A 23,613-nucleotide genomic window follows, 5' to 3' on the forward strand; every position below is an offset into this window, starting at 1 on the left:
TTTTGTTGCCCGGCGGCCACAAAAGATACACTCACGGCTGTTCGGCCGCGACCGGTTCGGGGTCTACATCCACCAGCGGCCGATGGAAATCGCCGGTCTGGGCGTCCATCGCCCACAATTCCCCGGTGGAAATATCGAACCATGCGCCGTGCAGCGACAGGCGCCCCTTGCCTTCCAGGATGGAAACGCACGGGAAGCTGCGCAGGTTGGCCAGCGACATCCGGATGGAGATGCGCTCCAGCGCGGTCTGCTTCTCGCTGTCGGTCAGCATCTCGTTGCCGGCGACGCCGTGGGCCGACGGTTCGATGAGGCTCATCCATTTGCCGATGAAGTCGCCGGGCGACAACGGTTCCGTCGCGGGGCTGAGCGCGGCCTTGATGCCGCCGCAGCGGCCATGCCCCATGACGACGATATGTTTTACCTTGAGGGCCTGTACGGCAAATTCCAGCGCCGCCGACGTGCCGTGGAACTCTCCATCCGGCGTATAGGGCGGCACCAGGTTGGCGACGTTGCGCACCACGAACAGTTCGCCGGGGGCGGAGCCGAAGATGGTTTCGGGAGCCGCGCGCGAATCGCAGCAGGCGATGACCATGGTTTCGGGAGCCTGGCCATCCCTGGCGAGCGAACGATAGCGCTGCGTTTCCTGGAGGTAGCGGCCCTCGATGAACTGGCGATAGCCGTCGAGAAGATGGTCCGGCAGAAGTGACATGAGAGTTGCTGCTCCATGCGAGGCGTCGGGCTTCGTCTACCTGCTTTTAGGGCCCAAGCACAACCGTTTGCAGTTAGAGCGCCGTGCGTCCATTCGGACGCACAAAGGTCGCTCCAAGTATTTGTTGGAGCATCGGATTGTCCGAAAACCGGATTCCACTTTTCGGTCCGATGCTCTAGGCGCGACGGCCTCCGGCCCCTGCCAGACGCCGCATCTGGACCATCGCAAGCGGCGAGCGCAGGGCGTCGGCGTCGGTTTCGAGCGTCAGTTCGTCGGCGCCCCGCTTCGTCGTGCGGGCCAGGATCTCGTAAACCGCCNAGGCGCGACGGCCTCCGGCCCCTGCCAGACGCCGCATCTGGACCATCGCAAGCGGCGAGCGCAGGGCGTCGGCGTCGGTTTCGAGCGTCAGTTCGTCGGCGCCCCGCTTCGTCGTGCGGGCCAGGATCTCGTAAACCGCCGCGGTGGTGGACTGCAGCGCCTTTTCGGGAGACGCTCCGCCAAGCAGCCGGGCCAGGAACACGGCCGCCGTCAGGTCGCCAGTACCGCTTGGCGCATCCTCGATATGCCGGTGCTCGGCCAGCGTCGCGCAGAAACCGTCCACCAGAAGGTTGGCGATCCCGCCGCGCAGAAGCGCGAAGGCGGAGGTGACGAGCACCAGGCGCGGCCCCAATGTGGCTGCCGCCTCGATCAAATGCTGGTTCGTATTCAGTTCCAGCCCCGTCAGGAACTGGAGTTCGAAGCGGTTGGGTGTCGCGATGTCGGCGAGGGGAATGAGCACTTCGCGGATCGCCGCCAGTGTTTCCGCCGGCTGATAGAGGCGGCCGCCTCCCTGCCCGCCGTCACCCAGTACCGGATCGCAGACGAAGAGCGCGTCCGGCCTTTGCGCCTTCAGCGCCCGCACCAGCCGCCCAATGTCCTCGACCTGACCCGGCGCGCCGAAATAGCCGGTGACGATCGCGCCGACTTCGCCGAGCTTGGGAGAGCGACAAAGATCGTCGACGAAGGCCGAGAACTCCGCGGGCCCCGGCACCAGCCGGGTCGCCGGGCCGTGTCCCGGGTGCCACGGCAATGTCACGGTCGGGACGGACCATACGGGATGCCCGAGCGATTCGAGCGCGAACACGATGGCGCGGTTGCCGACGGTGCCGCGAACGACATGGCTGGAGGCGGCGATGACCGCAGCTTTATCGGTTCCGGAGCTTTCGGGATGCGAACGGAGCGCCATATGGACGTGTCACGGGATGAGATAGGTGACGATGAGGGACCCTGCGAGAAACAGGAAGAATGCCAGGCCGGCAAGCCGGCCGATGCGCGTTCCCAACACCTCCATCCTGTCGGACGGGTCCGCGTCGGCCGCGCCGAAATGCTGTCGCGCGTCGAGCACGATGCGTTCGATGCCTGCCCCCACCTGCGGCTCCGTCTCCTGCCGGACACGGGTCAGGATAGCGTCGGATTGGCGCCGGCGCTCATCTTCCGGATGCTGTTTCTCCATGCGCGCGAGCCTGACCGAAAACACCGCCGAGAGCAATGGCCTTGCCATTCGGTGGACATTGCCGAGCGCGCGCCGTATGTGCCGCCCCAAAGAGTTGATTCCCATAACGTTCATGGGAATTTCTCCCGCGAAACAATAATACGAATGACCGGAAACGACCCATGATCACATCCCAGAAGGCCCAGATAATCGAGGATGTCCTGAGAGAGGCTCCGGATGGTCCCGCAAGGCGGCTGGTTCCGATGCTGCTGGCGCGCCCACCCGCAGAGGATCTCTGCGCCTTTTCGCCCAAGGCCCTCGCCATATCCGCGGAGCGCGGCGCCGCGGCGCTCGACGCCCATCGCTCCGGCATGCCGCTCGTGATCACCGAACAGCCGGAAGGGTTCGTCCTCGACGGACGCAAGCTGCTCCTGATAACGCTGGTCAACGACGACCGGCCGTTTCTCTTCGACAGCGCCGTTGCGGAGGTGGCCGATTCCGTTCCGGCAATTCACTACATCTCGCATCCGATACTGGACATCCATCGCGACGGCGATGGCCGGATCGTCTCGTTCGCGGCATCGCGGCCGGAAGCCGCGAGCGACCAGGATTCCCGCGTGAGCCTGATCCAGTTCGCGCTCGAAGTCCCGTACGAGGCAGAATCCGTCAGCCGCCTCAAGGACCGGCTCGAGGCGATCCTGAATCAGGTGCTCGTCGTCAACAGCGATTTCGACGCGATGCTGGCCCGCGTACGCCATGCGGCGGCGGAACTGCAGGCGCGTGCGGCCCATATCGACAACCTCGAGGACAAGGCGACCGCCGAGGAGGCCGTCAGGCTGCTCGAATGGCTGCTCGACAATAATTTCAGTTTCTTCGGCATCCGCGAATTCGACTATCACCGCGATGCGGACGGTGAGACCATGTCGCGGGTCGAGGGGTCCGAGCTGGGCATTCTGCGGGATCGGGACATACGGGTCTTGCGGAAGGAACGTACGGCCCAGGTGACGAGCCCGGAAATGCACGCGTTTCTGGATGAATCGAACCCGCTGCTCGTCGCCAAGGCCAATACGCGGTCGCTGGTCCACCGGCGCGTGTACATGGACTATGTCGGGGTCAAGGAGTTCGACGAGGACGGCCGCATCGTCGGCGAAATGCGGATCGTGGGTCTGTTCACCTCCAGCGCCTACACACAGTCGATCCGGACCATTCCCTATATCCGGCAGAAGGCCGAACGCGTCATCCGGCGCTTCGACTTCCGCCCGCATTCGCATTCGGCCAAGGCGCTCCTGAACATCCTGGAGACCTACCCGCGCGACGAACTGTTCCAGATCGACGTGGACACGCTGGAGACCTTCGTCGGCATCATGATGGAGCTGGGCGAACGCCCTCGCGTCCGTCTCCTGCCGCGCATCGACCCGTTCGACCGCTTCGTCTCGGCCATCGTCTTCCTGCCCCGCCAGCGCTACGATACCCGCCTGCGCGAAGCGGTCGGCCAATTGCTGGCGCAGGCCTATGAGGGCCATGTCTCCGCCTTCTATCCCTCTATCTCGGATGGTCCGCTGACATCCGTACACTTCATCATCGGCCGTTCGGGCCGGGAGGGCGTCATTCCGCGCCCCGATGTGGAGAGCCTCGAAGCCGAAATCGCCCAGCTGTCCCGGGACTGGGCCGCCGATGTCGAGACCGCTTTGGCCAGCACCGGCCGGGCCGGCGACTACCGCATGCTGCTGGCTGCACTGCCGGACGGATACCGCGAGGTGACATCGGCCGATGATGCGGCACGCGACCTCACGCGCATGGCGGCATTGTCGGAGGCGTCGCCCTTCACGATCGATTTCTACCGCCTCGACAGCGATGACGACCATATCGTCCGGCTGAAACTCTACACGCTCGGCGACACGCTGCCCTTGTCGACGCGCGTTCCGGTACTGGAAAACATGGGCCTTTCGGCCCTGTCCGAGCGCAGCTTCACCGTGCACCGGCCGGACGGCCTCCTCGTCCATATCCACGACATGGACCTGACCCGGCGCAATGGCGGCACGATCGAACTCTCCGATGGCGGCCTCGCCCTGGAGGCTCTGTTCCAGGCGGTTTCGGACGGGCGCATCGAGAACGACGGCTTCAACCGGCTGGTTCTCGAAGCCGGGCTGGAATGGCGGCAGGCCAATGTCCTGCGCGCCTATGCCCGCTATATGCGCCAGACCGGCCTGCCCTTCTCTCAGGAGTTCATTGCCGACACGCTGGTGCGCTATCCTCGCATCGCGGCACTGCTGTTCGATCTCTTCGCCCGCAGCTTCGATCCGTCGCTGCCGCGCGTGCCCGACAGCGCCGAGCCGGAAGCGGACCTCATCGCGAAAGCTGCGAGCCAGCGCGGATGCGGCGCGATCCTTGCCGAGCTGCGCACCGCGCTCGACAAGGTCGATGCGCTCGAGGACGACCGCGTTCTGCAGCGTTTCGTCGCCATCGTGCTGGCGACGCTCCGCACCAATTACTTCAGCGTTCCGGACGTATCGGCCGCCGCCGACTCGTCACCCGGTCATGTCGAACCGGCACTGGCCTTCAAATTCGACCCGCATCGGATCGAAGGCCTGCCCCAGCCCGTGCCCTTTGCCGAGATCTTCGTGTTCGACGCCCGGGTCGAGGGCGTTCACCTGCGCTTCGGCAGGGTTGCGCGCGGCGGCCTGCGCTGGTCGGATCGCAGCCAGGATTACCGCACCGAAGTCCTGGGGCTGGTGAAGGCGCAACAGGTCAAGAATGCCGTGATCGTGCCGGTCGGCGCGAAGGGAGGTTTCTACCCCAAGAGGCTGCCGGATCCCGCGCAGCGCGAAGCGTGGTTCGAGGCCGGCCGGTCGGCCTATGTGGTGTTCATCGCCTCGCTGCTGTCCGTTACCGATACGGTCACCCCGGAAGGCACGGTCACTCCGGCGAATCTGGTTCGCCACGATGCCCAGGACCCGTATTTCGTCGTCGCCGCAGACAAGGGCACCGCGACATTCTCCGATACGGCGAACGCCATCGCCATGGCCGACGGCTTCTGGCTGGACGACGCCTTCGCCTCCGGCGGCTCGGCCGGCTACGACCACAAGGCGATGGGCATCACCGCGCGCGGCGCGTGGGAAGCGGTGAAGCGCCATTTCCGCGAGATGAATCACGACATACAGACGACGCCCTTCACGGCGGCGGGTTGCGGCGACATGTCCGGCGACGTGTTCGGCAACGGCATGCTCCTGTCGCCCGCAACGCGCCTCGTTGCCGCATTCGACCATCGCGACATCTTCATCGATCCTTCGCCGGACGCCGTCGCATCCTTTGCGGAGCGGCAGCGTCTGTTCCAGAAGCCGCGGTCGAGCTGGGCGGATTACGATCGCAGCCTGATTTCTGCCGGAGGCGGCGTCTTCTCGCGGCGTGAAAAGCGCATCACCCTGTCGGACGAGGCAGCCGAAGCGATCGGATGGGACAAACGCACCGGCACGCCATCCGAGATCATTTCCGCGATCCTCCGGGCCCCAGTCGACCTGTTGTGGTTCGGCGGCATCGGAACCTACATCCGCGCCGAGGGCGAAACCGCTGCGGATGTCGGAGACAAGGCCAACGACGCGGTGCGCATTGCGGGGCGCGAGGTGCGCGCCGCAGTCGTGGGCGAAGGGGCCAACCTCGGCGTCACCCAGCGCGGCCGCATCGAATACGCGTTGCGCGGAGGCCGCATCAACACCGACGCCATCGACAATTCGGCGGGCGTCAACACCTCCGACGTAGAGGTCAACATCAAGATCGCGCTGAAGAGCGCCATGGCGGAAGGGCGGCTTGCCCGGCCCGACCGCGATGCCTTGCTGGCGCGCATGACGCCGGATGTGGCCGAGCTCGTTCTGGCCAACAATTACGAGCAGACGCTGGCCCTGTCCCTCGAACAGATGGCCGGCGCCGACAGGCTGCCGCTGCAAGGCCGCCTGATGGCGCGCCTGGAAGGCGAGAAGCGACTGGACAGGGCGGTGGAGTATCTGCCGACCGACCGGGAGCTGGCCGACTTCAAGGCGGCCGGTCGTGGGTTGACCCGGCCCGAACTGGCCGTCCTGCTCGCCTATGCGAAGATCGATCTGTTCGACAAGCTGATCGCCAGCCCCTTGCCGGACGACCCCTATCTGGAGGCGCGGCTGTTCGCCTATTTCCCGCCGGCGATGCGCGACAGCTATCGCGGCGATATCGGAAGCCACAGGCTGCGCCGCGAGATCATCGCGACCGATCTTGCCAACACACTCGCCAATCGCCTCGGTCCCTGTTTCCCGACGGCGATGAGCGACGCGACGGGCGCCACGTCGGCTCAGGTGACGCGCGCCTTCGTCGTTGCCTATGACGGCCTCGACATGGCCGCGCTGATCTCCCGGATCGATGCACAGGACAACAGGCTGCCGGGTCTCGTGCAGAACGAGTTGTATCGAACGGTGACGCTGACCCTGCAGATCGTGACCGCATGGCTGGTGCGCAACATGCCGGCGGAAACGGAGACCGCATTTGCCATCGCCGCCCTGCAACGCATGCAGTCCGCGATGAAGCCGAAACTCCTGGAGCTTGCCAGCGATCGCGCAAGGGAAAAATATGCGGCACGACTGCAGGCGCTGTTGGACAAGGACATCCCCGAGCCCCTGGCCCGCGAAGTCGCGCTGCTTCCGCTGATCGGCCTGATCCCGGATGCCGCCCGCGTTTCACGTGAAACGGGCAAGCCGGGCGAAGATGTACTGTCGGCCTATTTCCAGATGACCAAGCGCCTGCGGATTGGGAGTCTGGAAACGGCGATCATGAGCATACGTCCGCAGGACTATTTCGAGACGCTCACCCTGGAGCGGGCCGGCAGCCAGATATCCAATGCGCGTCGCAGGCTTACGACCGACGTTCTGATGCGTTTCGGCCAGAGCGACGATCCCGTTGCCGCCTGGGCGGCAGAGGAAGGCGACAAGATAGACCGGATTGCCGATCGCATCAGCGAACTGGTCGGTAGCGGCGAGACCTCCGTCGCGCGGCTGACCCTTGCGGCAGGTCTTCTGATGGATCTCGCCGGCTGAGGGGCAGGAGAAGCAGGCAGTAAGAAAAAGGGGCGCGCCTCGGCATGGCGCGCCCCTTTGTCATGTCACGGTCCGGCGCAGATCAATGCCGGAAATGGCGCATCCCGGTGAACACCATGGCAAGGCCGTTATCGTCCGCCGCCTTGATGACCTCGTCGTCCCGCATCGAGCCGCCGGGCTGGATGACTGCGGTAGCGCCGGCCGCGACCGCCGAAAGAAGACCGTCCGCGAACGGGAAGAACGCGTCGGACGCGACGACGGAGCCCTTGGTCAAGACCGGGCCGCCGGCCGCCTCGGCCGCGTCCTCGGCCTTGCGGGCGGCGATCCGCGCCGAATCCACGCGGCTCATCTGCCCGGCGCCGATGCCGACCGTCGCAAGGTCCTTCGCATAGACGATGGCATTCGACTTTACGTGCTTGGCCACCCGGAAGGCGAATTTCAGATCGGCCATCTCCCCGGCCGTCGGCTGGCGCTGCGTCACCACCTTCAACGGCACATCGTCGATCGTGCCGTTGTCGCGGCTCTGGACCAGCAGGCCGCCGGCCACCGACTTGACCATCAGGCCCGGTATGCGCGGATCGGGGAGGCCCTCGGTCAGCAGCAGGCGCAGGTTCTTCTTTGCCGCGATGATCTGCATGGCCTCTTCGTCGGCGCCCGGCGCAATGATGACTTCGGTGAATATCCTGGTTATCTCGCCGGCCGTCGCGGCATCGAGACGGCGGTTGAGCGCGACGATCCCGCCGAAGGCGGACACCGTATCGCAGGCATAGGCCCGCCGATAGGCATCCAGCAGGGTCTCCCCCTCGGCGACACCGCACGGATTGGCGTGCTTGATGATCGCCACCGCCGCAGCCCGCGCCGGATCGAATTCGGCCACCAGCTCGAAGGCCGCGTCCGTATCGTTGAGATTGTTGTAGGACAGTTCCTTGCCCTGCACCTGACGCGCGGTGGCGACGCCGGCCCGCACCTCGGACGTATGGTAGAAGCTGGCATGCTGATGCGGGTTTTCGCCGTAGCGCAGGGTGCTGGCAAGCGTTCCGGGAAAGCTGCGGCGCTTCGGCGCTGCATCCTGCCCCACCATGGCGAACCAGTTCGATACCGCCGCATCGTAACCTGCCGTCAGCGCAAACGCCTTGCCGGCCAGCCGGCGCCGAAGCTCCAGATCGGTCTGTCCGTCGCTTGCGGCCACGGAGTCCATGAGCGCCGAATAGTCGGCGGGGTCTGTCACCACGGCGACATAGGGATGGTTCTTCGCACCGGCGCGGATCATGGCCGGCCCGCCGATGTCGATATTCTCGACGATGGCGGCGGCATCCGCACCGGACGCGACCGTCTCCTCGAACGGATAGAGGTTGACGACCAGAAGATCGATCCCGGGGATGTCGTGGGCCCGCATCGCCTCGGCATGGGCGGGGTCGGCGCGAATGCCAAGCAAGCCGCCATGCACGGTCGGATGCAGCGTCTTGACGCGCCCATCCATGATCTCCGGAAAGCCGGTGAGTTCGGATACATCCTTGACTGCCAGTCCCTGTGCGCTCAGGGCGCGCGCCGTCCCCCCCGTCGACAGCAGTTCCACGCCCTGTCCGGCAAGAAACCGTGCCAGCTCCTCGATACCCGTCTTGTCGAAGACGGACAGCAGAGCGCGCCGGATCGGAAGTCGGTCCGGCGCAGGATAGGTGTTCGCAGAAATGGCCATCATGATCTCCGGCTCGGCGCGCTTCCTGTCCGGCAGGATGCGCAGGATAGTTTACATGCGGGCAGCGCCCGCCTTCGAGCCGGGGTGATAGGGCATTTTGCCGAAGAGTTAAATCGTCCGCTGATATCGATTGCGGCTCACTCGGCCGCCCGCCCCTGGCGGAACGGCTCGGTCTGGCGCGCCAGATCGTCCATCGTCTGGGGCGCGACCGTTACGGCGCGGCTCATGCCGCAGCCGCCGAGGATCAGGCATGCGGCCAATGCGGCCAACGAAAAGCGAGTTGCCGAAGCGGCCATGGCGATATCCCGGTTCCAGAAGGTTGCCGTGATATAGGGCGTTTGCACCCGCTGGCTGCCTCTGTCCGATCACATCCTGCGTTCGAGGCGCCAATGCAGTTCGGCTTGATTGTCGCCGAAGGTCAGGACGATCTGGCGCGTCCGCCGCGCACCGCGCGGATCTGCGAAGAAGATCGACTCCTCGAGCGCAGGTGTACCATCGGCGAAGAACCACCAGACTTCGCCGCCAGCGAACAGGCGAATGCCGCTACCGGCGATTTCGGCTTCGACATCCGGGTGGAGATGGAAGCGGACATGCGTTTCGGCGACCGCATTTCCGGCTCGGCCGCGTGCCGGACGATTGGAGCGGAACAGGCGGTCCCATCCCTCCACCAGGCGGCCATCACGCGCAAGGAACAATTCCCGCTCGTGGACCAGGCCGAAATTCGCACGGTATCCGTCATGGGCCATGGAAAGGTGCAGACCGTCGGCCTTCTCCTGCCGTTCGGCGACGACTTTGGTTGGGCCCGATACCAGGGGGCTTCCCAGAAAGCGGTCGATCAACCGGGACCGCGCGAAACGGGACGACGAATGGTCGGCGACCGTCAGCGTCGAATGGGCCGCCGTACTGCGCGCCAGCCGCCGCCAGGCGGCCTCCGCCTTTTGCGGAGCGCCGCAATTGACGATCAGGCGTCGTGCACCCGACGAAAGTTCGAAGGCCAGCGTACCGGCATGGGCATCGACCGACAATGCGCCCTCGGGCGCGATGCCGGTGTCGGCGATCAGGGTGCAATTGCCCTGCGCCAGCCGGTGATATCCGGTCTGCCGCATGTTGGACACCGGCTCGCCCAATGTCTCGTCGAAGCGGAGAAGCGCGAGCATCAAGGCCTGGCTGCCGGACGTCGCCCCGTTGAACAATGCAAGCGCGCCATCACCGTGCCGGAAGAAGCGGAGCGCCGGCAGCATGCGGTCGATCGCCGCGAGCAGGCTGCGCGGCACTGGCTGCTGGCGTTGCGAAAACAACTGCCGCAGCGGCAGGAGCAACGACAGGATTTCGACGATGGTTTCGGGATTGCGCGAGACATGTCCGCCATCGGGGAAGATCTGGCGATCCAGTTCCTCGGAGACGTTCTGCGCCGCCGTCTTCATCTGATGGGTGTGGGCATGCACGCAGAGGGCGGCATAGGCCAGGGCAATCCTGACCAACAGGCGCGGCATGCCGTCGGTGACCTCCGGCGCGATCCGACGCAGATAGCGCGCTTCGGCCGCGATGAGATCCAGGAACCGACCGCGGAACTCGTCCTTGCCCTGCGCCATGACGATCGGGCAATGGGTCAGGAAGGAAATGACCCGGCGCGCCATCACCTCGGGCGCGGTGCTGACTGGAGAGCGGCGCCGCCGCGGCAAAGCCATGAAATCGTCCACCAGGGCGCGTGCGTTCTCCGCCGCCAGGGCGTCCTGCATTTCCGACAGGTGCCGCAGCCACGAGAAGCCGTACAGCTCGGCCTGCCAGGCCAGGGGAGCGTCGCGCCGCTCGAACGGCGAGGTATCGGTGATCTCCACGCGATGTCCCGCCAGATGGAAGTCGCCGGCATAGATCGTCTCGGCGGTCGCCATGTCGCCGTGCCTGAACTCGCGCGGCACCGCCAGGATGCGGTCCGGACCCATGCCAGGAAGAATCGACAACCATGGCGCGCGCGCAACGCGCCGTACCCGGCGCCACGCCTCTCTCAGCGCAAGACCTGCCAACCGTGGGTCGTCAACCAGTTCCGCAGCCATGATCGCCCGGCTCCCCTGCGCGACCATCCTTGTCGGAGGGCCGTCGCGATGATTCACTCATGCGGCATTTTCGTGAATCGAGGTAAAATTCTTCTTAACCGCCTGTCGCCGGCTGTCGCAGCAGTCGCGCCGCGTAGAATCCGTCGAGGCCGGCAAGGGCCGGGTTGGTATCCGGCATCATGGCCGGAGTGGTGCGGACATCGCCCTCGGGCGAGATGGCCGTCTCGAGCCCCGGCAATTCCTCTGCCTTGACGGGATCTCTGCGAAAATCCGGATGGGCCGCAAGGAAGGCCGCGACCACCGCTTCTCCCTCGGCGGGATCGAGCGAGCAGTTCGAGAAGACGAGGATCCCGCCGGGGCGTACGGCCCGCGCCGCGTGCCACAGGAGGTCGGCCTGAACCTCCGCCAGCTTCTCGACCTCCTCGGCACTTTTGGTATAGGCGACGTCGGGATGCCGGCGGATCGTGCCGGTCGAGGAGCACGGCGCGTCCAGGAGAACGCCGTCGAAGGCCCCGTCGACGACGATGTCGGACTGCCTGATATCGCCCTGCAGTGCCCTCACCGGAAGGCGAAGCCGCTGGAAATTCTCTTCCAGGCGGGCAAGCCGGCTTGCCGATATATCCATCGCGGTGACGTCGGCGCCCGCTGCGGCCAGTTGTGCGGTCTTGCCGCCGGGCGCAGCACACAGGTCGGCGATCCTGGCGCCGGCAACCGCACCGAACAATCGTGCCGGTATGCCCGCCGCGGCATCCTGCACCCACCATGCGCCGTCTTCGAACCCCGGCATCTCCTGCACCGGACGTGACGGGTCCGCCTCGAGGCGCACCGCTCCGAGGGGCAGCAGATGCCCGCCCAGGCGTTCGGCCCATGCTCCTGCATCGCCATCGCGAACCGTTATATCGACCGGCGCGATGGCCCGATGCGCGGCGGCGATGGAGGCCAACGCTTCCGCACCATAGGCGGGAAGGAGGCGCTCTTGCAGCCATTGCGGCATATCGATCAGCGGATCGCCATGCCGGGCGACGAGGCTGTCCTTCTCGCGTGCAACGCGGCGCAGGATCGCGTTCACCAGCCCTGCGAACCGTTGCAGGCGGGGATCGCCATGCGTCTGCGAAACCGCAAGGTCCACCGCCGCGGAATCCGGCACGTCCAGAAACAGGATCTGTGCCATGGCCGTATGGAGAAGGCTGTGCAGCGCGTCGGCATTGCCCGGCAGCGGACGTTCGAGGCATTCCGACAGGATCGCGTCCAGCGTACCGCGTCGGCGGAGTGCAGAAACCAGGATGGCGCGCACCAGTGACTGGTCCCTGGCGTCCAGGCGCCGGAAGGCCGGATGGCCGCTCCGGCGGTCGGTCAGGCCATCCAGCGATGTCCGCGATACGACCACGGCCGACAGGAGCCGCGTAGCCACTTGCCGCGCCGGAAGGCCCGGCTTGTCGTTCATCTCCGCATCCGCAGGCCCCTGCCCTGCCCGCGGCCTTTTCTTCAACCCCATGGTCCTCGTCGTCCGCCACCGCTGTTGCTTCCGCCGCTCCATGGACCGCGGCGTTGGGCCTCGTCAAGGAAGCCGCCCTGCCGGGGTGCCGAAGCGACCTGGCTGGGGCCACCCGTGGAGGACCGCATTTCGGCGGCCTGCGCCTTGAGGGCTGCGATCCGATTGTTGGTATCGGGGTGGGTCGAGAAGAGATTATCCATCCGCTGGCCGTTGAGCGGGTTGATGATGAACATATGCGCCGTCGCCGGGTTGCGCTCGGCATCGACATTGACGGTACGTCCTGCGGCGGCTGCGATCTTGCCGAGGGCCGATGCCAGCCAGATCGGGTCGCCCGCGATCTCGGCACCGCGCCGGTCGGCCGAATATTCCCGCGTCCGGGAGATCGCCATCTGGACGATCATCGCAGCCAGCGGAGCGACGATCACGGCTGCGATGACGCCGATGATGCCCAACGGATTGCTGTTGTTCTCGCGGTTGCCGCCGAAGAAAAACGCGAAATTTCCGAGCATCGAGATGGCGCCGGCCAGCGTGGCCGTGATGGTCATGATCAGCGTATCGCGGTTCTCCACATGGGCCAGTTCGTGCGCCATGACCCCCGCGACCTCCTCCGGCGTCAGCCGCTTCAGCAGGCCGGTGGTCGCGGCCACGGCGGCGTTTTGCGGGTTGCGGCCCGTGGCGAAGGCGTTTGGCTGGTCGTTTTCGATGATATAGACGCGCGGCATCGGCAGGCCGGCATTGGCGGCCAGACCCTTGACCAGCCGGTAATAGTCCGGTGCGGTACGCTCATCCACCTCATGCGCATGGTGCATGCGCAAGACCATCTTGTCGGCGTTCCAGTACGCGAAGAAATTCATGCCGATGGCGATGAGAAGGGCGATCATCATGCCGCCGCGGCCGCCGATCAACAAACCGACCCCCATGAAAAGGGCGGTCATCACCGCGATCAGCATGGCAGTCTTGAGCCTATTCATGGGCGTCGATATCTCCAACGATACAAGGCCATCCGGCCTCTGTACAATCTGGTAAGGCCGCGTCCGTCCTTCAATACAGGGACGACCGGCAACAAGCCACGGAGCAGGATCATGACGGAAGACAAGGCGGCGCCGGCACGGCGCTTCGAGGATTTGCCGGCGGCGGCGCAGCGGGCACTGCAGGAAGCGCAGCAGCGACGCGCCGCCGAGCCGAAAGCCGGCGACAGGCCCGTCGAGGTCAATGGACGCGACGGGCCGGAACCGGTGCGCTACGGGGACTGGGAAAAGAACGGCATAGCCTCGGACTTCTGAGCGCGCCGGCCTTGATCCCAAGGCTTCCAGGGCTCATATGTGCTCCGGGACACTGCCGTGCGGTGTCGAAGGACGACCTTCCCCTGAAGCCATCCCTGCCGGGACGACCCGCATCTATCCGGAGTCGTAACCATGGCATGGGCCTATCTCATCACCGCAGGAATCCTGGAGGTCGTCTGGGCCTTCTCCATGAAACAGTCCGCAGGCTTCACGCGCCTGTGGCCCAGCATCGTCACCATATTGTTCATGGTCGCGAGCTTCGGGCTTCTGTCGATATCGATGCGCACGCTGCCGCTCGGAACCGCTTATGTCATCTGGACTGGCATCGGTGCGGTCGGCGCTTTCATCGTCGGGATCGTTGCGCTGGGCGAAGCGGCCAACCCCACCCGCCTTCTGGCGGCCGCGTTGATCGTCACCGGGCTCATCCTGATGAAGCTTGCAACACCTGCGGGTTGAGGTCACGAGCCGATACACCGAAAAGTGATCGAGTGCCCGGCAAGCCCTTCCTATGCTGCGATGCCGTGCTATTCTCAGGTGTGCTTATCATGCGGGGAGTGTTTCACGTGAGACACGAAATTGTTCGCGCAGACGACGAAAGTGCCCGAATTCTCGCCCGGCTGATACGGCAGGGCTACGAAAGCTTTCAACCCGACATAGCGATCCGATTATGGACAGGCGAGCGCCTTGGGCCGGTCTCCGGACCGGTCGTGGCGCTCCATGATCCGGTAGCCCTGTCGCGCCTCGCCTTCCGGCCGACGATCACGACCCTTGTCGAACTCTGGATGGAGAAGGCCTTCGACATCGAGGACGGCACCCTGTTCGACATCGCCGGGGTGAAGAGCCGGGTGAAGACGAAGCAGGCCCTTAAGCAGATCGGCAAGTGGCAGGTGGCCCGCGCCCTGCCCGCGCTTCTGCGATTGCGGCGGCAGGGCAAGGTGGTCCATCAGACCATAGGAGAAGGCGCCGGTGCCAGCGGCTCTACCCGGCAGGCGATCCAGTATCATTACGACGTGTCGAACGATTTCTACCGCCTGTTCCTCGATCGGCGCATGCTGTATTCCTGTGCCTACTTCGATGGCTGGCACGACGACATCGACAAGGCACAGGGCGACAAGCTGGACATGATCTGCCGCAAGCTGCGCCTGCAGCCGGGCGAGCGGATGCTCGACATCGGCAGCGGTTGGGGAGCCCTGCTGATCCACGCGGTTTCGCATTATGGGGTCGTCGGCCACGGCGTGACGCTGAGCCAGGCCCAGTTCGACCTGTCACGCGAGCGGATCGCCGAGGCGGGGTTGTCCGACCGTATCACGATCGAGTTGAAGCCGTTCCAGGATCTGTCGGGCCGCTTCGACAAGATATCCTCCATCGGCATGTTCGAGCATGTCGGCTTTGCGCATCACGACGAGTACTTCGCCGCGGTACATCGGCTGCTCGAACCGGGCGGGCTCTATCTGCACCATGCCATAACGCGTCCCGCCAAGAAGACCGTGCGGCATTTCCATCGCAAGTCGGCGGAATACAAGGCGTTGACGCGGTACATCTTTCCGGGCGGGGAGCTGGATTATATCGGGCACTCGTTGCAGAAGCTCGAGGCCTTCCGCTTCGAGGTCCACGATGTGGAAGGCTGGCGAGAGCATTACGCGCGAACCCTTCGGCTATGGGCCAACCGGTTGCACGACAATTTCGACGCCGCGATCGGGATGATCGGCGAACCGCGCGCCCGGCTCTGGCTTGCCTATCTTGTGGGTTGCGCCATCAGCTTCGAACGCGGCGATGCGTTGATCCAGCAGACGCTGGCCTCGCGCAAGGTGAAAGGGCCGAGCAAGCTGCCGCCCACGCGCCGCGACCTGTATGCCTGAACGAAAAAGGGCCGCCCCGTCGAAGGAGCGGCCCCGTGATTGCGAGCTCTTGCCGTCAGGCCGTGCCTGAAAGGCCGAAAGCCATCGTCAGAAAGAAGGCTGCCCCTTCCCGTCGACGCGCATTTCCGATCCCGCCGGCAATTGCAAACCACTCGACATTGGATCACCTCCTTCCGTTTCGTTGAACATGACAGGATATTGGGGACCGCCGATGGCCTTTGCAAGGCAGGCGGGCTTCATTTCATGCGGCGGCCAGATTCAATTCGGTTCGTGGCCTGCTCCAGGATATCGAGAAGTTGCCTGATATCCGCGGGGCTGAGCGACCCGATGGTTTCCGCCAGACGATTGGCGAGCACCGTCGCCTCGGGGGCAAGACCACCGGTCTCCACCGTCACACGCGGATGCGACAGCTCCGCCAGGCGCTCCAGTTCTTCCGCGTCGTCCCAGATCACGCCCAGATAGCCGATCATCCGTTGCAGGAGATACCAGCTCGGACGGCCGCGCCGGCCATGCTCCAGCGCCGAAAGATAAGCTCCTGAAACGCCCAGCGCTTCCGCCATCTGTCCCTGGCTGACCCCCTTTTCGCGCCGCAACGCCCGAATTTTTTCCCCAAACGGCGTCATGACTTGCGTAGCCTCACGTAGAACGCACCGTCTCCGCCGTGGCTTCGCTCGGCGATGTCGTATCCCGAGACGAGGCGGCGGAAGGCATCCGTGGCGATCCAGTGCGGAAAGGCCCGGCGCAATGCCCCGGTCGATCCGGACGAGGATCCGCGGCCGGTGATGACCAGCACATGACGCAACCCCATGCCATGGGCCGATCGCAGGAATCCCAGCAAGGCGTAATGGGCGACCGCCTCGGTCTTGCCGTGAAGGTCTATGCGGGCGTCGATCTCAAGCCGGCCGCGGCCCAGCTTGCGCCGCACCGGCCGGTCTATCCGCTCCTGGACGACATGGGGGCGCGGCGGCAGGCCTGGCGCACCGGCCGGCTGTATGTCGATGGCCGATCCGACCTTGCCCCTGAAGGCTTTGCCGACTTCGGTTACGGCATCCTCGGACGGCTCAGGCGAAAGTTTCCGCCCGGGCAGCGGGCGTGCGGTGCGCGCCACGGCCGACCACAGACGCTTGTCTTCTTCGGTCAGGACGCCGCGCCGCTTCATGCCTCAAGAGAGCCTCAGCTTTCTTCGGATTCGGTCTCGACCAGCTTCCAGTTCGGATCGCGCGAGCGGGTGTCGCGGGCGAAGGTCCACACGTCCCGCACCTCGACCACCGTTTCCGGATCGCCTTCGGCAACGGTCCCGTCTGGCTTGAGGACGGCGGAGATGAGCTGAGAGACGATACGCAAGGTCACGTATGCCTCGGTTCCCTTCAATTCCGCAGAGACGATCCGGGCATCGTCGATCCCGACGAACGAAGACTGCATCCGCTCGCCGCGCTTCTCGCGGTCTGCGATGGCCGTGTCGAAACCCTGGTAGACTTCCGGCGACAAAAGATTGCGCAGCAGCTTCCGGTCGCCGTCCGCAAAGGCGGTCACGATCATTTCATAGGCGATCTTTGCCCCGTCGACGAAAGTGGGCGCGTCGAAGGAAGGATCGGCATCCTTGATTCGCCGCAACTCGGTATTGGTCGTCGTACCGGGCTCCGCCAGCTTGTCGATAGCCTCGTAGCTGCCGGCGACCGGCTCGGTGTCCGGCAGGCGGCGGCTGGGCAGGGTTACGACATTGCCCGGGTTCGCGGCGCCGTTCTGGTCGGCGCGGGTGTAGGGATCGTAGGGCGGGCGCTCGTTCCCCGTGCGGCGGCCCAGCACCGTCCACAACTGGTAGAGGACGATCACCGTCACCACGATAAAGAAGATCGTCCCGAAACCCATGCTCTCCGCATCCCCTGAAACCGTGTAAAAGATAACTCCGCATATAGACATGGTGCGGCCGGCATTCAAATCACGCCGCGCGATACCTATGTGCGCGACATTCAACCCGCCTCTCAGGCGTACGACCGGGAAAGACATCGCCAGCCCATGCCCGCACTTCTCGTCCTGATCGCAATTCTTGCCCTTCCAATGGTCGAGATCGGCGTCTTCATCGCCGTCGGCAGCCAGATCGGTATCGGCTGGACGCTGGCCCTCGTGGTGATCTCGTTCCTGCTCGGCATCGTCCTGTTTCGCAGGCAGGGCTTCTCCACGCTCAAGGCCGCCCAGGCGGAAGCGCGCGCCGGGGTCGTTCCGGAGCGCCCGATCGTCCACGGCGCGATGATCGTCATGGGCTCCATCCTGCTGATGATCCCGGGTTTCGTCACCGACGTCTTCGGCCTGCTTCTCTTCGTGCCGCCTGTGCGCGACATGATCTGGAACGCCATGCGGTCCCGCATCACCGTCCGCGCCTATGGTCCCGGCCACCGCACCTACACGGCCGGAACCGCGCATCGCGCGGGGCCGGAAGTGATAGACTTGGCCGACGACGATTTCGAACGCCGCGACGGCGATCCGGACTCGCCGTGGTCGGACGACCGGGCGGGAACCGGCCGTACGCTGCCGCCCGACCGGTCGTAGGTTCGCTTGTTTCGCCGGACCCGGCATGCTAGCGCAGCACGAGCCTGACGCACCGATATCACGAGGAAATTTGATGTCCGAAACCGAAAAGGCCAATGGCCAGACTGCCCCGGCCGCGGCCCCCAGCCTGAACGTGCTGACGCAGTACATCAAGGATCTCTCCTTCGAGAGCCCGAATGCGCCCGGCGTTCTTCGTGGACAGGGAAAGCCGCCGGCCATCAATATCGGCGTCAACGTCTCCGCCTTGCCGGTCACCGGTACGGACGGCGAGTATGACGTCAAGCTGACGCTCAACGCCCGCGCCGGCGAAGGTGCCGAAGCCATGTTCCTGGTGGAACTGCAGTATGGCGGCATCTTCCGGGTGCAGAATTTCCCGCAGGAGCATCTCCTGCCGGTACTCTTCATCGAGTGCCCTCGCCTTCTGTTCCCCTTCGCGCGGCAGGTCATTGCCGATGTCACGCGGAACGGCGGCTTCCCGCCCCTGATGGTCGACCCTATCGACTTCGCTGCGCTGTTCCAGCAGCGCATGGCCGAAGAGCGCGCCCGCCAGCAGGTACAGCCTTCCTGAAACCGGTTCGATCCGGATCACGACCGAGGGGCGCCATCGATGGCGCCCTTTTTCATTGCCCTATCGCGCGGCTCACTCGACCGGCAGATAGGCCCGCCAGATCGCCTCTTCGCCCAATGTGGCGACGAAAGCCGCATGACGGGCGCGCTGTGCATCGTCCAGGCGGGGCGGCAAGGCGGCAGGCCGCTGCCGCGTCGGCTGCAGCACGACATCGCCGATCGTGTCGTTGCCGCTGGAACGCCCTTCTTCCGGGTTCAGCAGCAGCGCGGCCTGGCGGCCACCGATCAGCTCGATATAGACCTGCGCCAGCAGCTCGGAGTCCACCAGTGCCCCGTGCTTGTCGCGGCGCGACGTATCGATCTGAAACCTCGAGCACAGTGCGTCCAGCGTAGCGGGCGCCATCGGAAACTTGCGCCGCGCCATGGGCAGAGTATCGATGATCGACGATTGGGAGATTTCCGCTCGACCGAGACGCCGCAGCTCGGCATTCAGGAAACGCATGTCGAACGACGCGTTATGCGCGATCAGAATGGCATCGGCGAAAAACTCGACGAAGTCGTCCACAACCTCCTCGAACAGCGGCTTGTCCTTGAGGAATTCGTCGGAAATGCCGTGGATGTCGAACGCCCCCGGATCGACCCGCCGGCCCGCCGGCCGAACGAAGCGATGGAACTCGCGTCCCGTCGGAATATGATTCCACAACTCGATGCCGCCGATCTCGATGACCCGGTCGGCTTCGAAATCGAGCCCGGTCGTTTCCGTATCGAAGACGATTTCGCGCATGGAACAACCCCGAAACTCCAGCCTGTCCCCTCTTCGCCCATCGGCGTGCCGTCCTCAACCCCGGTCGAGGACTTATCCAAGGTGCCGGACGATCGCCTCCACCGCCGCCCTGGCGGCATCCAGGCCGGACGCGGTATCGATCACGAAATCCGCCTTCGCCCGCTTTTCCGCATCGGGCATCTGCCGCGCCAGGATCGCATCGAGCTTCTGCGCCGTCATGCCGGGCCGGGCCAGCACCCGGTCACGCTGGATGGACTCCGGTGCGGTGACGACGAGAACCGCGTCGACATCCGCTTCCCTTCCGGTTTCGAACAGCAGCGGAATGTCGAGGACGACGAGCGGATGGCCGTCGCGACGCGACGCGCCCAAAAATTCGGCCTCCGCTTCCCGGACCAGGGGATGGACGATGCCCTCCAGCCGCGCCAGGGCATCCGGATTGCCGACGACGGCCCTGGACAGCGCGGTGCGGTCGATGACGCCATGATGCAGGGTACCGGGAAAGGCATCGTCGATCAGTCGGGCCCGAGGTCCGGCATAGATGCGGTGCACGGCCGCGTCCGAGCCGTGCACGGGCACGCCCAGCGCCTCGAACATGGCTGCCGTCGTGCTTTTGCCCATGCCGATGGATCCGGTCAGGCCGAGGATCTTCATGCCGTCAGTCCGTGACCGTGCTGACGATGCGCAGGCCATGGTCCTGCACGTCGCGAACCAGAAGGTAACGGCACGAGAATTCCAGCGCCACCTCGCCGTCGGCGCGCTCCTGACGCCATAGGACCACGGCATTGGCGCTGTCGGCGCCACCCGTGAGCTCCAGGATATCGAAGCGCGTGTGCACGATCTCCTCGCGCTCGAAGACGTCCAGAAGCGCCTCGATGTTTTCGACGAGTTCGTCCTCGTCTGCGAAGGTATTGCCACGCCCGCCCTGCCACAGCGTCGCGGGAAAAGCGAAGCACGCGGCAACGGCGTCGCTGTCGAAATCGTCGAACCCTTCCGCATAATCGGTGAAAAGGGCGATCGCCTCGTCCCTGGCCGTCGCCGCGCCCTGCTCTGCCGCATCCATCCTTCACACTCCCTTTTCGATATCGCCGAGCACAAGGGCGCGCAGCGCCTCGTCCACTTGCGGCGTCACGCCGAACCACCGTTCGAAACCCGGCACGGCCTGATGAAGAAGCATACCCAGCCCGTCCGCCGTCCTGAGGCCGCGTGCCCGCGCCGCCGCCAGCAACGGCGTTTCGACAGGCACGTAGACGATGTCCGTAACAAGGGCCGCATCGGCAAGGCCCGCAAGGTCGGCTATCGCCAGCGCCTCGCCTTCCGGCCCGTGGGCCGGTCGCGTGTTGACCAGAAGGTCCGCCATGGCCATCACGCGCGCCTCGTCCTCGGGCCCGTGGGCCATGACGCGCCCGCCGAACCCTTCGGCAACCGTCGCGGCGCGCTCGCGGTTGCGGTTCACCACGTGCACGCTGCGCGCGCCGGCGGAAAGCACGGCATGGACGATCGCCCGTGCCGCGCCGCCGGCGCCCAGAACCACGACGGTCTCCGCATCGCGCCAGCCTGCCAGACGGTCGTCCAGATTGGCGGCAAAGCCGTGGGCGTCCGTGTTGCCGCCGACCAGGACGTCGTCTTCGAACCAGAGCGTGTTGACGGCGCCGATGGCCGTGGCCGCGGCGTCCAGCCGATCGGCGGCACGGAGGGCCGCTTCCTTGTGGGGAATGGTCACGTTGCCGCCGACGAAGCCTGCGGATCGAAGGTCCGACAGGAACCCCTCGATCTCCTCCGGTGGAACGCCGGCGCGCTGGTAGCTGCCCGGCAGGCCATGCCGTTGCAACCAGGCGCCGTGGATCAACGGCGAACGGGAGTGCCATACCGGCCAGCCCGTGACGAAGGCGCGGGGTATCGTCGCATCACGCATCGAGGGCGCCTTCCGCCTCCAGGTCCTTGATCAACGCCAGCAGCGGCAGGCCGACGATGGTGAAGTAATCGCCGTCGATGCGATCCATCAGGCGGATGCCGGGGCCTTCGATGTGGTAGGCCCCGACACTGCCCAGGACCGCCTCGCCGGCCTTGGCGAGGTAATGGCCGATATTGGCGGGCGTCAAAGGGCGCAGCGTGATCGAGGCAGTCTCCACGCGCTGCCGCAGAACCGTTCCGTCCCTGACGAGCGCATAGGCGCTGTGCAGTCTGTGGGTGTGCCCGGACAGGGCCAGGAGCGTGCGCCGCGCCTCTTCCATGGACGTCGGCTTGTGGAAGAGAACGCCATCCAGTTCCAGGGTCTGGTCTGCCCCGACCACGACGCGGCCCGGAAAACCCTGCGATACATCTGTGGCCTTCGCTTCCGCCAGGATGGAGGCGAGATCGTCCGCCGTCACCTCCGCATCGCCGAGCGACTCCTCGACGGCGCGTTCATCGATGCTGGAGGCGACCGCCTCGACCGCGATCCCGGCACCTTCGAGAAGGCGGCGTCGATGCATGCTGCCCGACGCGAGAATGATGGGTTTCGCCATGCGAACCTCCCCTTTGCTGTCCCGGTATTCCTTCTAGCCAGCCTCGCCGCCGCGTTCCAGACGGCGGACTCGATTCTTCTCCGATGCGCAAGCGGAACCAACGCGGCGCCCCCGACATTCTGACCTGGTTGTGGGAATCACTGGATGGCGCAGGCGTCTGGCCGCCGCTCGAAAGGACCCCGCGGGAAACAGCGATGCTTTTCCACACGGCTGGCCGGCGCGACGCTTGTTGAGGGGGGCAATCTGAACATCGGGGACAACCTTGCCTGACACCAGGCCTGGTCCACATGCCATCCACAGGTGGACAACACTCTGATTGACCTTCAAGATATTGATAATGAACGGTTATTTCCGACGATCCGCGCTGCTCCCAAAGGATCGCGCGTTGTCATGGGATGGCGCCGGTGCTAGGGCCCCTCAACCATGGCTAACGATCGATGACCATGAATTCCTGCAATCCACGGCCATAAAGAATAAGAATCCTTTTCTATAGGGATTCTATATTTAGGGGATAAACCCGATCGCCGGGTCCGACGATCGATCGACGAGGAATGGAAGCCAACATGCCAAGACGCCGATTGCTCAGGGCCATCGACGGAGAAGCGCTCGACACGCCCCCGATCTGGCTGATGCGCCAGGCGGGACGCTACCTTCCCGAATATCGTGCGACGCGCGCCGAGGCCGGCTCTTTCCTGGATCTCTGCTACAATCCGGAACTGGCGACGGAAGTCACGCTGCAGCCCATCCGGCGCTTCGGCTTCGACGCGGCCATCCTGTTCTCGGATATCCTCGTCATTCCGGATGCCTTACGGCGCAATGTCCGTTTCGTGGCAGGCGAAGGGCCGCAGATGGATGCACTTCTGCCGCGCGAGGTCGAGACACTCGACCCGTCCCTGGCCGAAACGCATCTGGCGCCTGTCATCGCGGCCGTCTCCCGCATCCGGGACGCCCTGCCCGACGAAACTGCGCTGATCGGCTTCTGCGGGGCGCCCTTCACGGTCGCGACCTACATGATCGCCGGCCACGGAACGCCGGACCAGGCCCCTGCCCGGCTGTTCGCCTATCGTCATCCGGACGAGATGGATGCGTTGCTGGCGCTTCTTGCCGACATGTCGGCGCAATATCTCATCCGTCAGCTGCGTGCCGGTGCGGATTGCGTGCAGATTTTCGATAGTTGGGCCGGCATCCTGGACGAGGCCGGCTTCCGCCGCTTCGCCATAGCTCCGGTCAAAAGGATCGTCGCGCAGGTCAGGGCGGCGGAGCCCGGCGCGCGCATCATCGGCTTCGCAAAGGGGGGCGGCGCCTATCTCGACTTCTATCGCGCCGAAACCGGCGTCGACGTCGTCGGGCTGGACTGGTCGGTGCCGGCGGCGCAGGGCCGCCGCCTGCAGGCGGATGGAGCGGTGCAGGGCAATCTGGACCCGCTGCGCCTGATCGCCGGCGGCGCGGCCCTCGAGGACGGCGTGGATGCCATCCTGGAGGCGCTGGGCGGCGGTCCGCTGATCTTCAACCTCGGACATGGCATCACGCCCGATACGCCCATCGCCCATGTCGAGGCGCTGGTGCGCCGCGTCCGCGGCGGCTGAG

Annotated in this window: 22 protein-coding genes and 1 pseudogene; 7 read left to right on the forward strand and 16 right to left on the reverse strand. The window is 65.3% G+C overall.

The window, feature by feature from the left end:
• Nucleotides 1–31: 31 nt before the first annotated feature.
• The 3 genes and pseudogenes from NDN16_RS18850 to NDN16_RS18860 form a co-directional block, all read right to left on the reverse strand.
• Entirely contained in the window at nt 32–709 is a 678-nt protein-coding gene (locus tag NDN16_RS18850) for a carbonic anhydrase (protein WP_251115005.1), read from the reverse strand.
• A gap of 319 nt (nt 710–1,028) precedes the next feature.
• Nucleotides 1,029–1,934, reverse strand: a pseudogene (gene pdxY, locus NDN16_RS18855) (pyridoxal kinase PdxY); the annotation flags it as partial.
• 9 nt (nt 1,935–1,943) lie between these two features.
• Nucleotides 1,944–2,315, reverse strand: a complete 372-nt coding sequence (locus tag NDN16_RS18860; protein WP_251115007.1) for a hypothetical protein — start codon at nt 2,313–2,315, stop codon at nt 1,944–1,946.
• A 47-nt stretch (nt 2,316–2,362) separates the two neighbouring features.
• Between NDN16_RS18860 and NDN16_RS18865 the strand changes: the two genes are divergently transcribed.
• The gene (locus NDN16_RS18865) at nt 2,363–7,237 is read left to right on the forward strand and encodes an NAD-glutamate dehydrogenase (RefSeq protein WP_251115008.1); all 4,875 of its coding nucleotides are present in this window, start codon (nt 2,363–2,365) and stop codon (nt 7,235–7,237) included.
• Nucleotides 7,238–7,319: 82 nt separating this feature from the next.
• Here NDN16_RS18865 and purH read toward each other — a convergent pair whose 3' ends face one another.
• The 5 genes from purH to htpX all read right to left on the reverse strand — a co-directional run bounded on the left by purH (nt 7,320) and on the right by htpX (nt 13,453).
• The gene (purH, locus tag NDN16_RS18870) at nt 7,320–8,933 is read right to left on the reverse strand and encodes a bifunctional phosphoribosylaminoimidazolecarboxamide formyltransferase/IMP cyclohydrolase (protein WP_251115009.1); all 1,614 of its coding nucleotides are present in this window, start codon (nt 8,931–8,933) and stop codon (nt 7,320–7,322) included.
• Between the two features lie 137 nt (nt 8,934–9,070).
• Nucleotides 9,071–9,277: a hypothetical protein gene (locus NDN16_RS18875; RefSeq protein ID WP_251115010.1), complete on the reverse strand. Its 207-nt coding sequence runs from the start codon at nt 9,275–9,277 to the stop codon at nt 9,071–9,073.
• A 21-nt stretch (nt 9,278–9,298) separates the two neighbouring features.
• The gene (locus NDN16_RS18880; protein WP_251115011.1) at nt 9,299–10,876 is read right to left on the reverse strand and encodes a heparinase II/III family protein; all 1,578 of its coding nucleotides are present in this window, start codon (nt 10,874–10,876) and stop codon (nt 9,299–9,301) included.
• A gap of 205 nt (nt 10,877–11,081) precedes the next feature.
• Nucleotides 11,082–12,431 carry an RsmB/NOP family class I SAM-dependent RNA methyltransferase gene (locus NDN16_RS18885; RefSeq protein WP_251115012.1) on the reverse strand — a complete coding sequence of 450 codons (1,350 nt, stop codon included), beginning with the start codon at nt 12,429–12,431 and terminating at the stop codon, nt 11,082–11,084.
• A 41-nt stretch (nt 12,432–12,472) separates the two neighbouring features.
• Nucleotides 12,473–13,453 carry a zinc metalloprotease HtpX gene (htpX, locus tag NDN16_RS18890; protein WP_251115013.1) on the reverse strand — a complete coding sequence of 327 codons (981 nt, stop codon included), beginning with the start codon at nt 13,451–13,453 and terminating at the stop codon, nt 12,473–12,475.
• Nucleotides 13,454–13,564: 111 nt separating this feature from the next.
• Here htpX and NDN16_RS18895 point away from each other — a divergent pair, with 111 nt between their 5' ends.
• The 3 genes from NDN16_RS18895 (at nt 13,565) to NDN16_RS18905 (ending at nt 15,624) form a co-directional block, all read left to right on the forward strand.
• Nucleotides 13,565–13,765 carry a DUF1674 domain-containing protein gene (locus NDN16_RS18895; RefSeq protein ID WP_251115014.1) on the forward strand — a complete coding sequence of 67 codons (201 nt, stop codon included), beginning with the start codon at nt 13,565–13,567 and terminating at the stop codon, nt 13,763–13,765.
• Between the two features lie 132 nt (nt 13,766–13,897).
• Nucleotides 13,898–14,221: a DMT family transporter gene (locus tag NDN16_RS18900; protein ID WP_251115015.1), complete on the forward strand. Its 324-nt coding sequence runs from the start codon at nt 13,898–13,900 to the stop codon at nt 14,219–14,221.
• Nucleotides 14,222–14,328: 107 nt separating this feature from the next.
• Nucleotides 14,329–15,624 carry a class I SAM-dependent methyltransferase gene (locus NDN16_RS18905; protein WP_251115016.1) on the forward strand — a complete coding sequence of 432 codons (1,296 nt, stop codon included), beginning with the start codon at nt 14,329–14,331 and terminating at the stop codon, nt 15,622–15,624.
• 236 nt (nt 15,625–15,860) lie between these two features.
• Here NDN16_RS18905 and NDN16_RS18910 read toward each other — a convergent pair whose 3' ends face one another.
• Genes NDN16_RS18910 through NDN16_RS18920 form a run of 3 tightly spaced genes read right to left on the reverse strand, consistent with a single transcriptional unit; the run spans nt 15,861 to nt 17,493 of the window.
• Nucleotides 15,861–16,247 carry a helix-turn-helix domain-containing protein gene (locus NDN16_RS18910; RefSeq protein ID WP_251115017.1) on the reverse strand — a complete coding sequence of 129 codons (387 nt, stop codon included), beginning with the start codon at nt 16,245–16,247 and terminating at the stop codon, nt 15,861–15,863.
• The gene (locus tag NDN16_RS18915) at nt 16,244–16,783 is read right to left on the reverse strand and encodes a Smr/MutS family protein (RefSeq protein WP_251115018.1); all 540 of its coding nucleotides are present in this window, start codon (nt 16,781–16,783) and stop codon (nt 16,244–16,246) included. Before NDN16_RS18915 ends, NDN16_RS18910 begins: the two co-directional genes overlap by 4 nt.
• 14 nt (nt 16,784–16,797) lie before the next feature.
• On the reverse strand, nt 16,798–17,493 hold the full coding sequence (locus NDN16_RS18920) for a Tim44/TimA family putative adaptor protein (RefSeq protein ID WP_251115019.1): 696 nt from the start codon (nt 17,491–17,493) through the stop codon (nt 16,798–16,800).
• 147 nt (nt 17,494–17,640) lie between these two features.
• Between NDN16_RS18920 and NDN16_RS18925 the strand changes: the two genes are divergently transcribed.
• The gene (locus tag NDN16_RS18925; protein WP_251115020.1) at nt 17,641–18,171 is read left to right on the forward strand and encodes an FxsA family protein; all 531 of its coding nucleotides are present in this window, start codon (nt 17,641–17,643) and stop codon (nt 18,169–18,171) included.
• A 73-nt stretch (nt 18,172–18,244) separates the two neighbouring features.
• On the forward strand, nt 18,245–18,739 hold the full coding sequence (secB, locus tag NDN16_RS18930) for a protein-export chaperone SecB (RefSeq protein WP_251115021.1): 495 nt from the start codon (nt 18,245–18,247) through the stop codon (nt 18,737–18,739).
• A 72-nt stretch (nt 18,740–18,811) separates the two neighbouring features.
• Here the strand turns inward: secB and dnaQ are convergent, their stop codons facing one another.
• From dnaQ to NDN16_RS18955, 5 genes are all read right to left on the reverse strand, one after another.
• Nucleotides 18,812–19,522 (reverse strand): DNA polymerase III subunit epsilon, encoded by a 711-nt coding sequence (gene dnaQ, locus NDN16_RS18935; RefSeq protein WP_251115022.1) that lies wholly within the window; start codon nt 19,520–19,522, stop codon nt 18,812–18,814.
• Nucleotides 19,523–19,594: 72 nt separating this feature from the next.
• Nucleotides 19,595–20,173: a dephospho-CoA kinase gene (coaE, locus tag NDN16_RS18940; protein WP_251115023.1), complete on the reverse strand. Its 579-nt coding sequence runs from the start codon at nt 20,171–20,173 to the stop codon at nt 19,595–19,597.
• A 4-nt stretch (nt 20,174–20,177) separates the two neighbouring features.
• A complete protein-coding gene (locus tag NDN16_RS18945; RefSeq protein WP_251115024.1) occupies nt 20,178–20,582 on the reverse strand; it encodes a hypothetical protein in 405 nt (134 codons plus the stop codon).
• Nucleotides 20,583–20,585: 3 nt separating this feature from the next.
• Entirely contained in the window at nt 20,586–21,434 is an 849-nt protein-coding gene (locus NDN16_RS18950) for a shikimate dehydrogenase (RefSeq protein ID WP_251115025.1), read from the reverse strand.
• A complete protein-coding gene (locus NDN16_RS18955) occupies nt 21,427–22,026 on the reverse strand; it encodes a Maf family protein (protein ID WP_251115026.1) in 600 nt (199 codons plus the stop codon). The genes NDN16_RS18950 and NDN16_RS18955 overlap by 8 nt, the downstream gene beginning before the upstream one ends.
• A gap of 563 nt (nt 22,027–22,589) precedes the next feature.
• Between NDN16_RS18955 and hemE the strand changes: the two genes are divergently transcribed.
• The gene (gene hemE, locus NDN16_RS18960) at nt 22,590–23,612 is read left to right on the forward strand and encodes a uroporphyrinogen decarboxylase (RefSeq protein WP_251115027.1); all 1,023 of its coding nucleotides are present in this window, start codon (nt 22,590–22,592) and stop codon (nt 23,610–23,612) included.
• Nucleotide 23,613 lies beyond the last annotated feature (1 nt).

Origin of the sequence: Aureimonas altamirensis, assembly GCF_023702225.1 — a bacterium.
GTDB classification, from domain to species: domain Bacteria; phylum Pseudomonadota; class Alphaproteobacteria; order Rhizobiales; family Rhizobiaceae; genus Aureimonas; species Aureimonas altamirensis_B.